Origin of the sequence: Aeromonas sp. R7-2, assembly GCF_040908105.1 — a bacterium.
GTDB lineage: Bacteria > Pseudomonadota > Gammaproteobacteria > Enterobacterales > Aeromonadaceae > Aeromonas > Aeromonas caviae.
The window spans coordinates 84,683-100,420 of sequence record NZ_JBFODC010000003.1 but is presented as its reverse complement, the minus strand read 5'-3'; the positions used below and the strand labels follow the sequence as shown (position 1 = coordinate 100,420).

The window sequence follows — 15,738 nt, the reverse complement described above, 5'->3', positions numbered from 1 at the left end:
AGATAATGATGTGGTTAAATTACAACAAATAGTGACCGTCATCACGGGATAAGTGGTGCTGTTTCAACCCCAGGGCATGATGGGGACGGCACTCACTGCACTCTTGTACGAACCATCCACCAACTTGGTGCTGTAAGTCAGATAGACAAGGGCATTGCGCTTCTCGTCGTAAAAACGCACCACCTTCTGCTCCTTGAACACCAGCGAGGTGCTGACATCGAACACCTCTTCCCCCGCCTTCAGCCTGGCGGGCAGGGTGATGGGGCCGATCTGGTGGCAGGAGAGGGAGGCGTGGGAGGGATCCTCCGCCAGCCCGAGTCCGCCCTTGACGCCCCCTGTCTTGGGGCGGGCCAGATAGCAGGCGACACCGGTGATTTTCGGGTCGTCGAACGCCTCCACCAGGATCTTGTGGTTGGGGCCGAGCAGCTTGAAGGCGGTGCTCACCTCGCCGACGGGATCGGCCTTGTCGGCCAGCACCGGGCCGGCCATCACTGCCCCCAGCAGCAGGGGCAGGGGGCGAGCAAGGGTCTGAAGATGTCTCATGGTCTCTCCTGTTGGCCTCCCTCAGAAAGGGATGCCCAAACGACGATAGAGGCTGGCCAGCACCCAGGCGGGGCCTACCAGCAGAAATTGCAGGTCGGTGAGAAAGGAGGGGCGTTTCCCCTCGATATGGTGACCGACGAACTGGGCTATCCAGAACAGCACGAACCCGATGAGGGCAGGCCACAGCAGCGGCCCCTGCCAGACGTGGCAGAAGGCCAGTCCCAGGGCGGTCAGGGCCGTCATCCCCGTAAAGATCGTCAACGACAGCCGCAGGTAGAAGACCAGCACCGGGATGGCCACCAGCCCCGCCCAGTTGAAGGACGCTGGCAGGGGACCGGCGGGCAGGCACCAGAGCAGTGCCAGGATGCAGAGGTAGATGCCTGGCACCGCCACCTTGTGGATGGCCACATTGACGGGGTGTTGATGGCTCTGGCCGTAGTCGCGAAACCAGTCATCCAGTCGTTTCATGGCACCTCCCTGGTGCGCGTATTGAGGCCGGGCGACCTCGCGTTCCTGTGCGTCTGCGGCGGGCTGCGCCCACCGGATGGGATGACCCGCGGCTGATCACGCTCCCGGCGGCGGATATTCCCAACGCCGGGATACCGTGTCCGTTTATGCTCGCAGCGGTGGATATTCTCAACGCCGGAGGCCGTGTCCGTTCACGCTCGCAGCGGTGGATATTCTCAACGCCGGATATCGTGTCCGTTTACTCCTGCGACGGTGGATATTCCCAATATTGGGCCGGAATGCTTTTGAGCAAGGGGGTCATGTCGGGATTGGGCAGGGCGATGGTGACTCTCTGCTCCAGATTCGCGCTGGCCAGGGCCTCGCGGATCTTGGGGTTCTCCCGAAAGAACGCCATGAAGCTGCCGTCGGCATAGGCACGCTCGAGGCCGGTCTGGATCGCCTTGGCCAGCTTCGGCGACTCCGGGCTGACGAAGAAGAACTCGGCGAAGGGGTAGCGGATCAGCAGGTGCTGATCGATCACCAGGTTGGGATATTGTGCCGCCAGCTCGCTGCGTTCGGCGAAGATTTCCACCAGACCACGGGGGAAGAAGTCCAGCTTGTCGCCGTCATTCATCAGGCGAAACAGGTTGCTGTAGCGCCCGGCATAGGTGGGAATGCCTGCCAGTTCCAGGATCTTGTTGTCGGCCCAGCCCACCCCCTGTGCGGCTTTCAGTTTCTTGAGGTCTGCCAGGGTGTTGATCTGGTTGAACCGCTCCTGGGCATCGGCGTGGATGAAGGAGAGGCGCAGCCCTTCCAGGCCACGAAACAGCGGGATTGGCACTGCGGTGAGGGAGGATTCCAGCGCGCTGGAGGTACCCATCCAGAACACATTGATGACCTTGCCCTTGGCAAGCGCCTGCTGGAGGCTGTACTGGTTGAGATTGAGGTCGACCCGCTCCAGCTTGTAGGGCTGCCCGGCGTGGTTGAGCGCCAGTTCCAGCAGCTTGAGCTGGTATTCGTTGTCGAGATCGTTGATCGGTCGGCTGGGGACCTTGACGGTGAGCGTCTGTGCTTGTGCCAGCAATGGCAGGCACAAGCACAGCCTGATGAGCCATTTCACGCTTTGATCTCCTGTAGGATCCGGGACTTGCCCGGAGTCTAACAGAAGTTGTCACGCTCTTGCTGTGAAAGGGGCCGGGGATCACCCGGCCGCGTCATCTTCGGGCATGGCCTGCCCTGTGCCCGGCTCGTACCGAGGCCGGGCTTGTTCGCCGCATCAGGCGACGCGACGGAACACGTGCGTGTCGTTGAATTCCTTGGTGCTCTGGCATTCAACACAGAAGCGGGACTCGGGACGGGCCTGCAGCCGCTTGAGAGAGATCTCGTCGCCACAGGATTCGCAATAGCCGAAATCCCCTTCATTGATGCGCTTCAACGCCCCTTTCAGCTTGCGCAGGTGCAACTTGTCGTGCTCGATGCGGTTCAGCTCCAGGCGACGGGCCTCCTCGACACTGGCACGGTCAATTTCATCCGCCATCTCGTTGGTATCGGTGGCGATAGCCTGGCTGGCCTGGGAGTTGAGACGTTCTTCGAGCTCAAGGATTTGTCGCTCGATCTGGCCTTTGTAGAAGGTCAGTTGGTCTTCTGTCATGAAATCACACATACGGTTTGCTACCAGTCAGTTTCCCAATGTTACCCATTGATGGGGGCTGTCTGTCGTCAGACCAAGCCCTTGTATCCCGTTTTGCACCAAATCCATGCAGGAGAGTGCAAATCAGGGCGGGCCTTGTACCAAAAAAACGCAGACATGCAAAGGAAATTGGATAAGGAGTGTGCGCCCTTGCAAAGAAATGGGCCTTCTCCGACAGGGTCTGACTGAGTATCGAACGAGATCCCGCCGCCGTTGGCATCGAGCTTGCAGTGGGCTGATCGTGACACAAAGTGTTTAGTATTTGGTGCCGCACTGGTCATTATACAGGCCGTTGTTTATAGTTTTTTAAACACCGCTGCTTGACAAAGGCCTTTATCACGGGCTTTTATGGTGTGGTCGATTACATTTTCTTAACAAGGGTGTTCCTTATATTAGACACCCTTGACAATGGCAACCGTAAAGTCGGGGTTTAACATGGACAGTATCAAGGGCTGGATGGAGAGCAATCGCATCACGGAAGTGGAGTGCCTGTTTCCGGATTTCACCGGCAATGCCCGAGGCAAGATCATTCCAGCCAACAAGTTTCTGCGCGAGGGGGGCATGCGGCTGCCCGAGGTCATCTTCACCCAGACGGTGACTGGCGAGTACCCGGATGACGACAGCATGATAGACCCGCTGGAGCGGGACATGCAGCTCTATCCCGATCCCAACACCATTCGTTTCGTGCCCTGGGCGCTGGAGCCCACCGCCCAGGTGATCCACGACTGCTTTGACGTCAACGGCAAGCTCATCGACATCGCTCCCCGCTCCGTGCTGCGCCGGGTTCTGTCATTCTACGAGAAGCAGGGCTGGAAGCCGGTGGTGGCGCCGGAGCTGGAGTTCTACCTGGTGACCCGCAACGAAGATCCCGACTATCCGCTGGTACCGCCGGTGGGCCGCAACGGCCGCCCGGAAACGGCCCGCCAGTCGTTCAGCATCGATGCGGTGAACGAATTCGACCCCATCTTCGAGGACATGTACGACTACTGCGAGGCCCAGGAGCTGGAGGTGGACACCCTGATCCACGAATCCGGTGCCGCCCAGATGGAGATCAACTTCCTGCACGGGGATGCCATCGATCTCGCCGACCAGGTGTTTCTGTTCAAGCGCACCATGCGCGAGGCCGCCCATCGCCACGGCATCTATGCCACCTTCATGGCCAAACCCATGAGCAACGAACCGGGTTCCGCCATGCACATCCACCAGAGCCTGGAAGACATGGATGGCAACAACCTGTTTGGTACCAGCGAAGGGGGCAACTCCGATCTGTTCATGCACTTCATCGCCGGCCTGCAGAAATACACCCCGGCAGTGACCGCCCTGCTGGCGCCGAACGTCAACTCCTACCGCCGCCTCACCTTTGGCGAGAGTGCGCCGCGCAACGTGCAGTGGGGTGTGGAAAACCGCACCTGCGGCCTGCGGGTCCCCTTCTCCGAACCGAGTGCACGCCGGGTCGAGAACCGCTTCGCCGGGGCCGATGCCAACCCGTATCTGGCCCTGGCCGCCACCCTGGCCTGCGGCTACCTCGGCATGCTGGAGAAGCTCGAACCCATGCAGGAGATGAAGGCGAGTGCCTATGACCTGCCCTACAGCCTGCCCCGCTCGCTGGAGGAATCGCTGAGCCACCTGGAGCAGTGTGAACCCATCAAGGACATGCTGGGGGAGCGCTTCATCCGCGCCTTCGTGGCCGTCAAACGCAAGGAGTACGAGACCTATTTCGGCGTGATCAGCCGCTGGGAACGGGAATTCCTGCTGCTGAACGTCTGATCTGTCCCCGGGGGAGGCGAGGCCTCTCCCCGTCATATCGCAAGCAAGGGGCCGAAGGCCCGTCTCGCGGCGGTGCCCGCGACCCGGAAGGCACCGAGTAAAGGTGAGGCCCGCTCCCGCAATGGAGAGGGGATCACCTGCAATCAACTGGCGACGATGTTCGCCCCATGGAAAGGCATCGAGCAGGCAAGAGAGTGCCAGCCCCGTGAATGGCAGTGACCGGGCAGGCCATCCGTGCCCTCATGAATGGCGACAAGATTCGCCGAATCGAAGGAACCGAGGAGCAAGCAATGCAGCACACCACCCGTGAGTGGCAGCAACTGGAAGCCAGCCATCATCTGCATCCGTTTACCGATTTTCAGGCCCTGAACAAGAAGGGCAGTCGCATCATCACCAAGGCCGAAGGCGTCTATCTGGAAGACTCCGAAGGCAAGCGCATTCTGGACGGGATGGCGGGTCTGTGGTGCGTCAACATGGGCTACGGCCGTCAGGAACTGGTGGATGCCGCCACTCGCCAGATGCAGCAGCTGCCCTACTACAACCTCTTCTTCCAGACCAGCCACCCCCCTGCTGCCGAGCTGGCCACCCTGCTGGCCGAGATCACCCCTTCCCACCTCAACCACGTCTTCTTCACCGGTTCGGGTTCCGAGTGCAACGACACCGTGCTGCGCATGGTGCGCCACTACTGGGCCAGCAAGGGACAACCTGACAAGCAGGTGATCATCAGCCGCCACAATGCCTATCACGGCTCCACCGTGGCGGGGGCCAGTCTGGGCGGCATGAAGGGGATGCACGCCCAGGGCGGCTTGCCCATTCCGGGCATAGTACACATCGACCAGCCCTATCACTTCGGTGAGGGAGAGGGCATGAGCGCCCACGAGTTCGGTCTGGCCCGTGCCCGCCAGCTGGAAGAGAAGATCCTGGCACTGGGGGTGGACAAGGTGGCCGCCTTCATCGGCGAGCCTATCCAGGGTGCGGGGGGGGTCATCATTCCCCCCGAGAGCTACTGGCCCGAGATCCAGCGCATCTGCGACCAGTACGGCATCCTGCTTATCGCCGACGAGGTGATCTGCGGCTTTGGCCGCACCGGTCACTGGTTTGCCAGTGAAGGTTTTGGCATCAAACCCGACCTCATGTGCCTGGCCAAGGGCATTACCTCCGGCTATCTGCCGATGGGCGCCGTGATGGTGGGGGACAGGGTTGCCAGGGTGCTGGTGGAAGAGGGGGGCGAGTTCAACCATGGCTTCACCTATTCCGGCCATCCGGTCGCCTGCGCCGTGGCCATTGCCAACATCCAGCTTATGCAAAGGGAGAGCATAGTTAAGCGAGTTCATGATAGTATCGGCCCCTATTTGCAGCGCCGCTGGGCTGAGCTGGCGGACCATCCGCTGGTGGGGGAAACCCGTGGAAAAGGCCTGGTCGCCGCGCTGGAAATAGTGCAGGACAAGCAGACGAAACGTCGCTTCCCGGCCGAGCTCCATGCCGGGATGACCTGTCGGGAGTTCTGTTTTAACAATGGCTTGGTGATGAGGGCTGTCGGCGATACCATGATCATATCGCCCCCCTTGGTGATCACCGAGGAACAGGTGGATGAATTGGTCAAACTGGCCAGGCTCAGTCTGGACCTGACGGCTGCAAAGCTGCGGGAATAGGCGGGAACCGGGCAGGTTGGCTTACGCATACAATTTGCTTAGGAGACAAGGACTATGTCTTTTAAAAAGGGAATGATGGCTGCTTCCGTGGCGCTGGTCATGATGAGTACCGGGGCGATGGCCGACGAGAAGGTGCTGCACGTCTACAACTGGAGCGACTACATCGCGCCGGATACGCTGGAAAACTTCCAGAAGGAGACGGGCATCAAGGTGGTCTACGACGTGTTCGACAGCAACGAAGTGCTGGAAGCCAAGTTGCTGGCAGGCAAGTCGGGCTATGACATCGTCGTACCGTCCAACCCCTTCCTGGCCAAGCAGATCAAGGCAGGTGTCTTCCAGAAGCTGGACAAGTCCAAACTCTCCAACTGGCAGAACCTGGACGTCGACCTGCTCAAGGCGCTCGAACCGAGCGATCCGGGCAACCAATACTCCATCCCTTACCTGTGGGGCACCATCGGCTATGCCTACAACGCCGAGAAGGTGAAGGCCGTGCTGGGGGCCGATGCCCCGGTGGACTCCTGGGATCTGGTGTTCAAGCCGGAGAACATGGCCAAGCTGAAGGAGTGCGGTGTCTCCTTCCTCGACTCGCCGACCGAAATGCTGCCGGCCGCCCTGCAATACCTGGGCTTCAAGCCGGACAGCCAGAAGCCGGATGAGCTGAAGAAGGCAGAGGAGCTGTTCCTCTCCATCCGTCCCTATACCGCCTATTTCCACTCCTCCAAGTACATTTCGGATCTGGCCAACGGCAACCTGTGCGTGGCGGTCGGTTACTCCGGTGACCTGCAGCAGTCCAAGGCGCGTGCCGCCGAGGCCAAGAACGGTGTCAGCCTGACTTACACCATTCCGAAAGAGGGGGCAGGCAGCTTCTTCGACATGATCGCCATCCCGGCGGATGCCAAGAACGTCGAGGCGGCCCACACCTTCATCAATTACCTGATGAAGCCGGACGTGATCGCGAACATCACCAACGTGGTGCAGTTCCCGAACGGCAACAAGGCGGCCACGCCGCTGGTGGACGAGGCGATCCGTACCGACCCGGGTATCTACCCGACGCCGGATACCCTCAAGAAGATCTACACCTTCCCGGATCTGCCGGCCAAGGTGCAGCGTCTGATGACCCGCAGCTGGACCAAGATCAAGTCAGGCAAGTAAGAGTGACGAGTACCCCTCCCGGTCCGCAGTTCGGCCGGGAGGGTGGTGACCACCCGACAGGTTGGACGGCGCGTATGGATGCGCGACTGGCAAAATCACACAAATGAGGACTGATAAGTGCACATGACCAAGATGGCAACGCTGGCCCTGACCCTGGGGTTTGCAAATCTGACCCAGGCAGCCCCTGTGGTTCATTTTTACAACTGGTCCGATTATATCGGCGAGACCACCCTCAGTGACTTTCAGCAGAAGACCGGGATCAAGACCGTCTACGACGTGTTTGACTCCAACGAGACGCTGGAAGGCAAGCTGCTGACCGGACGCACCGGCTACGATCTGGTCGTGCCCTCCAACAATTTCCTGGCCAAGCAGATCAAGGCGGGGGCCTTCCAGAAGCTGGACCTCACCCTGCTGCCAAACCTGAGCAACCTGGACCCCATGCTGCTCAAGCAGCTCGAGAAGGTGGATCCGGGCCATCAGTACGCCGTGCCCTACCTCTGGGGCACCAACGGCATCGGCTACAACGTCGACAAGATCAAGGAAGTGCTGGGTGTCGACAAGATTGACTCCTGGGCGACCATCTTCGAGCCGGAAAACATGAAGAAGCTCTCCCAGTGCGGCGTGGCCTTCCTCGATTCGGCGGACGAGATGATCCCGGCTGCCCTCAACTACCTGGGGCTCAACCCCAACAGCCATGAGCCGGCGGATATCAAGCGGGCCGAAGAGCAGCTGCTCAAGGTGCGCCCCTACGTGGCCTACTTCCACTCCTCCAAGTACATCGGTGACCTCGCCAACGGCAACATCTGCGTGGCGGCGGGTTTCTCCGGCGACATCCTGCAGGCGGCGTCCCGGGCCGAGGAGGCGGGCAAGGGGATCAATATTGCCTACAGCATCCCCAAGGAGGGTGGCAATCTCTGGTTCGACATGATGGCGATCCCGGCCGATGCCACCAACGTGAAAGAGGCTCACGCCTTGATCAACTACATTCTCGAACCGCAGGTCATCGCCAAGGTGAGCGACTATGTGGGTTACGCGAACCCGAACATCAAGGCGGGAGAGTTCATGGACAAGGCCGTGCGCGAGGACGAGTCTGTCTATCCCCCCCAGGCGGTGCTTGAGCGTCTGTATGTGCAGGAAGCACATCCCCGCTCGGTGCAGCGCCTGATCACCCGGAGTTGGACCAAGATCAAATCCGGAACCTAACCTTGGCGCCCATCCCGGGGCGCCAGATTGTATTGATGGATCGGCCCAGGCCGGAATCACCTTTGGGAGTTTGGTAATGGCGATAGCCTCCAGTGCCTACAAGAAAGCCCTCGAGGGCAGCCAGCAGCGTAAAGAAGTGCTGGTCAAAATAGACAGGGTAAGCAAGCAGTTCGACGAAACGCTGGCGGTCGACAACGTGTCTCTCAACATCCACAAGGGCGAGATCTTCGCCCTGCTGGGTGGGTCCGGCTCCGGCAAGTCCACCTTGCTGCGGATGCTGGCCGGGTTCGAGCGACCCACGGAAGGACGGCTGTTCCTCGACGGCGTCGACATTACCGACATGCCGCCCTATGAACGCCCCATCAACATGATGTTCCAGTCCTATGCCCTGTTCCCCCACATGACGGTGGCCCAGAACATCGCCTTCGGCCTCAAGCAGGATGGCCTGCCCAAGGCGGAGATCGATGCCCGGGTGGAAGAGATGCTCAAGCTGGTGCAGATGACCCAGTACGCCCGCCGCAAGCCGCACCAGCTCTCCGGTGGTCAGCGTCAGCGGGTGGCCCTGGCTCGTTCCCTGGCCAAGCGTCCCAAGCTGCTGCTGCTGGATGAGCCCATGGGGGCGCTGGACAAGAAGCTGCGCTCCACCATGCAGCTCGAGCTGGTCGAGATCATCGAGCGGGTCGGCGTGACCTGCGTCATGGTGACCCACGATCAGGAAGAAGCCATGACCATGGCCGAGCGGATCGCCATCATGCACCTCGGTTGCATCGAGCAGATCGGCAGCCCGATGGACATCTACGAAACCCCGGCCAGCCGGCTGGTGTGCGAGTTCATCGGCAACGTCAACCTGTTTGACGGCCTGCTGGTGGAGGATGAGCAGGACCACGCCATCATCGCCTGTGCGGATCTGGAGCAGCCCATCTATGTGGGTCACGGCATCAGCTCCCGGGCGGAGAACAAGAAGGTCACCTATGCCCTGCGTCCGGAAAAACTGCTGATGAGCCTGCAAAAGCCGGAAGAGATCGAGCATCCGGACTTCAACTGGACCAAGGGCGAGGTTTATGACATCGCCTATCTGGGCGGCCATTCCGTGTATCACATCCAGTTGCCCTCGGGCAAAATCGTTCAGGCTTTCATCGCCAATGCCGAACGCCACGGCAAACGGCCGACCTGGGATGACCAGGTGTTCCTCTACTGGGAAGATGACAGCGGCGTGGTGCTGCAATCATGAAGGCATTGAGACGACTCAAACAGGTGGGAGGGCGGCAGCTGGTCATCGGCATCCCCTTCTTCTGGCTGTTCCTCTTCTTCCTGCTGCCCTTCATCATCGTCGTGAAGATCAGCTTCGCCGAAGCGGACGTGGCCATCCCCCCCTATACGGACGTGGTGAGCTGGGCAGACAATCAGCTCACCATACTGCTCAACCTGGGCAACTACCTGCTGCTGCAGGAGGATGAGCTCTACATCGCGGCTTATCTGGGGTCCCTCAAGATAGCCCTGGTCAGTACCCTGCTCTGCCTGTTGATCGGCTATCCCATGGCTTACGCCATTTCGCGGGCCAACAAGGAGACCCAGACCGTTCTGTTGCTGCTCATCATGATGCCGACCTGGACGGCGATCCTGATCCGGGTATACGCCTGGATGGGGATCCTCAGCAACAACGGCCTGCTCAACAGCGTCCTGCTGGGCATCGGGGTGATCGACGAACCGCTGCAGATCCTCAATACCAACCTGGCGGTCTATATCGGCATCGTATACTCCTACCTGCCGTTCATGGTGCTGCCGCTCTACGCCAACCTGGTCAAGCACGACCAGAGCCTGCTGGAGGCAGCCTCCGATCTGGGTGCCCGCAACCTGACCCGGTTCTGGCAGATCACGGTGCCACTCTCCAAGAACGGCATCATCGCCGGTTGCATGCTGGTCTTCATCCCGGTGGTGGGCGAGTTCGTCATCCCCGAGATGCTGGGGGGGCCGGAGACCCTGATGATCGGCAAGGTGTTGTGGCAGGAGTTCTTCAACAACCGTGACTGGCCGGTGGCCTCCGCCTTGGCGGTGGTGATGCTGGCGGTGCTGATCATTCCCATCATCCTGTTCAACCGCAACCAGGCCAAAGAGCTGGAGGGCAAGGCATGAGACGTTTCGGTTTTGCCAAGCTGATGCTGTGGCTGGGTCTGCTGTTCATCTACCTGCCCATGATCATCATGGTCATCTACTCCTTCAACGCCTCCAAGCTGGTGACGGTGTGGGGGGGGTGGTCGCTCAAGTGGTACTTCGGCCTGCTCGACAACAAACAGTTGATCGGGTCCGTGTTCCGCTCCCTGGAGATCGCCTTCTACACCGCCATCGCGGCGGTGGCGCTGGGGACGGTGGCGGCCTTCGTGCTGACCCGGATCCCTCACTTCCGTGGCCGGACCCTGTTCGGCGGCATGGTGACGGCGCCGCTGGTGATGCCCGAGGTGATCACCGGTCTCTCCCTGCTGCTGCTGTTCGTGGCCATGGCCCAGCTGGTGGGTTGGCCCGCGGAGCGGGGCATGCTGACCATCTGGATAGCACATACCACCTTCTGTACCGCCTATGTGGCGATCGTGGTGTCGGCGCGGCTGCGGGAGCTGGATCTCTCCATCGAGGAGGCGGCCATGGACCTGGGAGCCAAGCCCTGGAAGGTGTTCTTCCTGATCACCATCCCGATGATCGCCCCGTCGCTGGCGGCGGGTGGCATGATGTCGTTTGCCCTGTCGCTGGATGATCTGGTGCTGGCGAGCTTCGTCTCCGGCCCGGGTTCGACCACCTTGCCGATGGAAGTGTTCTCGGCGGTGCGTCTCGGCGTGAAGCCCGAGATCAACGCCATCGCGAGTCTGATCCTGCTGTCGGTATCCCTGTTCACCTTCGGTAGCTGGTATCTGATGGCCCGGGCGGAGAAACGCCGTCGCGCCGAGATCGCCATGACCACCCAGATGCAGGCAGTTGCCTGACCTGCCCCGTGATAAGATCCGCATTCCCCCATCCGTCAGGAGAATGGAATGCGGATCTCCCTCTTCATCGGCCAGAGCGCCGAACTGAACCCAGAGCAGGCCCCCGGCCTCATCAGTGCCATCCACAAGCAGCCTGCCGACGTCCCTCTGTGGTGCGATTTCCTCGGCCTTCGCGGGGATGAGCAGAGCGACAGACGCCATCATGGCGGCCCGGATCGAGCCCTGCACCATTACCCTGCGGAGCACTACGCCTGGTGGAAAACCTGGCAAACCGCGCTGGAACTGCCTGTACCACGCACACCCTGGCAGCCTGCCGCCTTTGGCGAGAATCTCTCTGGTTCGGGGCTGACGGAGGCGCAGGCCTGCATCGGCGATGTCTATCGACTTGGGGAGGCGCTGATCCAGATAAGCCAGCCCAGATCCCCCTGTTTCAAGCTCAACCAGCGCTTTGGCTATGGCCAGCTCTCCCAGGTGATGCAGCTGAGTGGTCGCTGTGGCTGGCTGCTGCGGGTGCTGGAAGAGGGAAGGGTGGAGCCGCAGGGGGAGCTGACACTGGTGGACAGACCCTACCCTGAGCTGACGGTGAAGCGCACCGCCGACATCCTGTTCAACCAGGTTCGCAACGAGGAAGACCTGCAACTGCTGCTGGAGAACCCGGCGCTCTCTCCCAATTGGCGCCAGCATGCGGCTCATTGGCTGGAACATGGAGTGGTGGCGGATTGGAGCCGGCGTTTGCTGGGGCCGACCGAGTTCAGGTTGCCTCGACAGGGCTGAAGGCAGGCGGAAAGATGCCTTGTGGCGATTTTTGCTGCGACTCGCTGAATTATTGAGCGTAAAGCCGTTTTTTTAGAGTGAATGCAAAAAAAGGCTTGTGTCGGGTCGGGGCTTTCGGTAAATTCTCGCCCCGCAGACATCGGTGTGTAGCGCAGCTTGGTAGCGCACTTCGTTCGGGACGAAGGGGTCGGAGGTTCGAATCCTCTCACACCGACCACATTTGAAAAGGCCGCTCAATGAGCGGCCTTTTCGCATTTGGTCTGTTGAAGCAAAGCTGACATTTCCATTGTCGATTGCTGCAGCTGCTGCTCCGATCTTCCTCATTTGCCCAACTAAAAGGGCCACCGCTCGGTGGCCCCACTGGTGGAGTCTGATCCTGACTCCGGCACTCTAGATTGTGACAATCTCGTTGTGGGTCTTGTCGATGGTGCCCTCCTTGCGCCCCAGGCGCTCATTCAGATATGCCAGTGTTGATGCCGCAATGCCTTGAAACCGTGTTGGGTTTGCAGGGCCGCATGCTTGGGGTACTCACTAATGAAATGTGCTATTCCCTCCATCAGTTGTGAACGCAGCGAAGACACGGGCTCATGCCAGGCTTGCAGGCAGAGATGACCAGGGATCAGCTGCTCTCGATACGCTTCCAGCAGCGATTCCGGCCAGGGCTCGATATGGGAATCGTGACGCAGTAAATAGTGGGCGGCGGGTTCACGGGCATAGATGAACTGAACTTGGGCCAGGTCGCGTTGGCTTAGCGTTTGGCTGCCGATATGGCAAGTCAGATATTTTCCCGTCTTCAGATTCAGGAAGTGACCGCGTTGCCGACAGGCAATGATGCGATACCAGGGCAGGGGTGAACAGAGAGAATACCCCTCCAGCTCCTGTTCCAACCAGTGACGGCACTCTGGGGTCTGCACTTCTTCGCGCATGGCCTCAAGTCGTGTCAGCAAGGCTCTGGATGGTTGGGTAGCCAGTATCGCGCTCATCGTCTGCAATCCTCCCTCTGCACAGAATCCCGACTTTCAGTATGGACCCTGAGCGGAGGAGGGGGTAAGAATTCTAATGATTAAAATCAGCTTAGAAGCGCACTTTTTATGCAATAAAAACCATTAGCCGACGAGGTAGGTCCCCGTGCCGAAGGCGATGTGAGTGCCCTCTTCGTTGTGCAGCTCCATGCGGGCGACTGCGACCTTGCTGCCTGCCCGGATGATGTGGGCGGTGGCGATGAACTCGTTGCCGCGACCGGGACGAAGATAGTCCACCCGCAGATCGATGGTGCCAAGTCGCGAGAAGCGCTCCTTGAGATAGCTGGGGGAGAAGTCCTCCAACTCGTCGATGCAGGAGGCGGCGACTATCATGCCGCCCGCCACATCGAGCAGGCTGGCGGTGACGCCGCCGTGCAGTATGTTGTGGAAAGGGTTGCCGATGAGCTTCTGTTCCATCTTGATGCGCAGCTCCACCTTGTCGAAGTCGTAGTGGGTGACTTGCATGCCGATCAGCTTGTTGAAGGGCATTTTTTCGGCGAACAGGTTGGCTATGCCACTGAGCGCCATCTTCTTGAGCATCTGTTTCATTCCTTGAGTCCGCCCTGTCATCAAAGCCGAGTAAAAACTCCAGCCAGTCTGCAACACTTCCTTAACAGTCGCAATGGCAGGTTTATTGTGGGCGGCGGCTGCTTTAGAATGGCGACCCCAAAGGAGAGCCCATGACCGCCATTGCCGAAACCCTGCCTGACCCCCAGCCAGAGAATCCCCTTGCCCTGCTGCAGGCGGTGTTCGGCTATCAGCAATTTCGGCCGGGCCAGCTCGAAATCATCGAGCAGATCGTGGCGGGGCGCGATGCGCTGGTGCTCAAGCCCACCGGTGGCGGCAAGTCGCTCTGCTACCAGATCCCGGCGTTGCTGCGCCCCGGGCTCGGGGTAGTGGTCTCCCCCCTCATCTCGCTGATGAAGGATCAGGTCGACACCCTGCGCGCCAACGGCGTGGCGGCGGTCTACATCAACTCGGCCCTGAGCCGGGAGGAGATGATCCAGAACTTTGCCGCCATGCGCCGGGGCGAGATCAAGCTGGTTTATGTTTCCCCCGAGCGTTTGCTGCAGCACGAGTTCATGGACCGGTTGGCGGAGCTGCCCCTCGGCCTGTTCGCCATCGACGAGGCCCACTGCGTCTCCCAGTGGGGGCACGATTTTCGGCCGGAATACGCGGCGCTGGGACGGCTCAAGCAGTGGTTCCCCCAGGTGCCCGTGGTGGCGCTCACCGCCACCGCCGACGAGGCGACCCGCAGCGACATGCTGCACCGGCTGGAACTGAACGATCCCTTCATCCACACCGCCAGCTTCGATCGGCCCAATATCCGCTACAGCCTGGTGGAGAAGTTCAAGGCAGCGGAGCAGCTGCTGCGCTACGTGCAGAGCCAGAAGGGCAACTGCGGCATCGTCTACTGCTCCAGCCGCAATCGGGTGGAGGAGGTGGCCGAGCGGCTATCCCGTCACGGCTGCAAGGCGGCACCCTATCATGCCGGTCTGCCGCTGGAGCTGCGTCAGCAGACCCAGGAGGCCTTCCTCAAGGATGACATCGAGATCGTGGTGGCGACGGTGGCGTTCGGCATGGGCATCGACAAGCCCAACGTGCGCTTCGTGGTGCACTACGACATCCCGAAGAACATCGAATCCTACTATCAGGAAACCGGCCGCGCCGGGCGTGACGGCACCCCGGCCGAGGCGCTGCTGCTCTACGATCCTGCCGATATCGGCCGGGTGCGCCGGCTGCTCGACAACATCGAAAACCCCCAGCAGTTGCAGGTGGAGCAGTACAAGCTCAACGTGATGGCGGCCTTCGCCGAGGCGCAGACCTGCCGCCGTCAGGTGCTGCTCAACTACTTCGGCGAGTACAACGACAAGCCGTGCGGCAACTGCGACATCTGCCTCGATCCGCCCCAGAGTTATGACGGCACCGAAGATGCCCAGAAAGCGCTCTCCTGCGTCTGGCGGGTGGGACAGAATTTCGGGGTGGGTTATGTGGTGGAGGTGCTGCGCGGATCGCTGAACCAGCGCATCAAGGATCACGGTCACGACAAGCTGTCGACCTACGGCATCGGCAAGGATCAGAGCCACGAATACTGGATGAGCGTCATCCGCCAGCTGATCCACAAGGGGTTGCTGACCCAGAACATCACCCGCAATCTGGTGTTGCAGCTGACCGAAGCGGCTCGACCCGTGCTGCGTGGCGAGATGAAGCTTGAACTGGCAGTCCCCCGCCTGCAGCCCATCTCCAGTCGCAAGGAGAAGCGCAACGGCCTGCTCGACAACGCCAACTATGACAAGCGGCTGTTCAAGGAGCTGCGCGCCCTGCGCAAGCAGATCGCCGAGGATGAAGAGGTGCCGCCCTATGTGGTGTTCAACGACGCCACCCTGGTTGAGATGGCACAGCTCATGCCGATGACCGAGGAGGAAATGCTGGCGGTCAACGGTGTCGGTCACCGCAAGCTGGAGCGCTTCGGTGAGGCCTTTATGGACCTGATCATCGACTACTGCCGCCGGTAG

Annotated in this window: 15 protein-coding genes and 1 tRNA gene; 10 read left to right on the top strand and 6 right to left on the bottom strand. The window is 60.5% G+C overall.

Annotation, left to right across the window (positions count from 1 at the left end; all coding sequences use genetic code 11):
* Positions 1-63 precede the first annotated feature (63 nt).
* From AB5Y47_RS00470 to AB5Y47_RS00455, 4 genes are all read right to left on the bottom strand, one after another.
* Positions 64-543 carry a CreA family protein gene (locus AB5Y47_RS00470; protein WP_316287107.1) on the bottom strand — a complete coding sequence of 160 codons (480 nt, stop codon included), beginning with the start codon at positions 541-543 and terminating at the stop codon, positions 64-66.
* A gap of 21 nt (positions 544-564) precedes the next feature.
* Complete coding sequence (locus AB5Y47_RS00465; RefSeq protein WP_041214237.1) at positions 565-1,011, bottom strand: DUF962 domain-containing protein; 447 nt, start codon at positions 1,009-1,011, stop codon at positions 565-567.
* A gap of 238 nt (positions 1,012-1,249) precedes the next feature.
* On the bottom strand, positions 1,250-2,110 hold the full coding sequence (locus AB5Y47_RS00460; RefSeq protein WP_010676062.1) for a hypothetical protein: 861 nt from the start codon (positions 2,108-2,110) through the stop codon (positions 1,250-1,252).
* 156 nt (positions 2,111-2,266) lie between these two features.
* Positions 2,267-2,653 carry a TraR/DksA C4-type zinc finger protein gene (locus tag AB5Y47_RS00455; RefSeq protein ID WP_010676061.1) on the bottom strand — a complete coding sequence of 129 codons (387 nt, stop codon included), beginning with the start codon at positions 2,651-2,653 and terminating at the stop codon, positions 2,267-2,269.
* A gap of 462 nt (positions 2,654-3,115) precedes the next feature.
* Here AB5Y47_RS00455 and AB5Y47_RS00450 point away from each other — a divergent pair, with 462 nt between their 5' ends.
* From AB5Y47_RS00450 to AB5Y47_RS00410, 9 genes are all read left to right on the top strand, one after another.
* Positions 3,116-4,447: a glutamine synthetase family protein gene (locus tag AB5Y47_RS00450; protein WP_010676060.1), complete on the top strand. Its 1,332-nt coding sequence runs from the start codon at positions 3,116-3,118 to the stop codon at positions 4,445-4,447.
* 290 nt (positions 4,448-4,737) lie between these two features.
* Entirely contained in the window at positions 4,738-6,099 is a 1,362-nt protein-coding gene (locus AB5Y47_RS00445; RefSeq protein WP_010676059.1) for an aspartate aminotransferase family protein, read from the top strand.
* A gap of 54 nt (positions 6,100-6,153) precedes the next feature.
* Positions 6,154-7,251, top strand: coding sequence for a polyamine ABC transporter substrate-binding protein (locus AB5Y47_RS00440; RefSeq protein ID WP_039039663.1), 1,098 nt, complete (start codon positions 6,154-6,156; stop codon positions 7,249-7,251).
* 117 nt (positions 7,252-7,368) lie between these two features.
* Positions 7,369-8,454, top strand: a complete 1,086-nt coding sequence (locus AB5Y47_RS00435; protein ID WP_043153440.1) for a polyamine ABC transporter substrate-binding protein — start codon at positions 7,369-7,371, stop codon at positions 8,452-8,454.
* 76 nt (positions 8,455-8,530) lie between these two features.
* Entirely contained in the window at positions 8,531-9,685 is a 1,155-nt protein-coding gene (potA, locus tag AB5Y47_RS00430) for a polyamine ABC transporter ATP-binding protein (RefSeq protein ID WP_010676056.1), read from the top strand.
* The gene (locus AB5Y47_RS00425) at positions 9,682-10,587 is read left to right on the top strand and encodes an ABC transporter permease subunit (protein ID WP_010676055.1); all 906 of its coding nucleotides are present in this window, start codon (positions 9,682-9,684) and stop codon (positions 10,585-10,587) included. Before potA ends, AB5Y47_RS00425 begins: the two co-directional genes overlap by 4 nt.
* Positions 10,584-11,426, top strand: a complete 843-nt coding sequence (locus AB5Y47_RS00420; RefSeq protein WP_010676054.1) for an ABC transporter permease subunit — start codon at positions 10,584-10,586, stop codon at positions 11,424-11,426. The genes AB5Y47_RS00425 and AB5Y47_RS00420 overlap by 4 nt, the downstream gene beginning before the upstream one ends.
* Positions 11,427-11,474: 48 nt before the next feature.
* On the top strand, positions 11,475-12,200 hold the full coding sequence (locus tag AB5Y47_RS00415) for an MOSC domain-containing protein (RefSeq protein ID WP_200164605.1): 726 nt from the start codon (positions 11,475-11,477) through the stop codon (positions 12,198-12,200).
* Positions 12,201-12,340: 140 nt separating this feature from the next.
* Positions 12,341-12,417 (top strand) — tRNA-Pro (locus AB5Y47_RS00410).
* A 238-nt stretch (positions 12,418-12,655) separates the two neighbouring features.
* On the opposite strand, the gene AB5Y47_RS00405 is transcribed toward AB5Y47_RS00410, so the two are convergent.
* Both AB5Y47_RS00405 and AB5Y47_RS00400 read right to left on the bottom strand, forming a co-directional pair.
* Entirely contained in the window at positions 12,656-13,183 is a 528-nt protein-coding gene (locus AB5Y47_RS00405; RefSeq protein ID WP_010676052.1) for a hypothetical protein, read from the bottom strand.
* 123 nt (positions 13,184-13,306) lie between these two features.
* Complete coding sequence (locus tag AB5Y47_RS00400) at positions 13,307-13,771, bottom strand: thioesterase family protein (RefSeq protein ID WP_039039661.1); 465 nt, start codon at positions 13,769-13,771, stop codon at positions 13,307-13,309.
* A 131-nt stretch (positions 13,772-13,902) separates the two neighbouring features.
* On the opposite strand from AB5Y47_RS00400, the gene recQ reads away from it, so the two are divergent.
* Positions 13,903-15,738: an ATP-dependent DNA helicase RecQ gene (gene recQ, locus AB5Y47_RS00395; RefSeq protein ID WP_049636068.1), complete on the top strand. Its 1,836-nt coding sequence runs from the start codon at positions 13,903-13,905 to the stop codon at positions 15,736-15,738.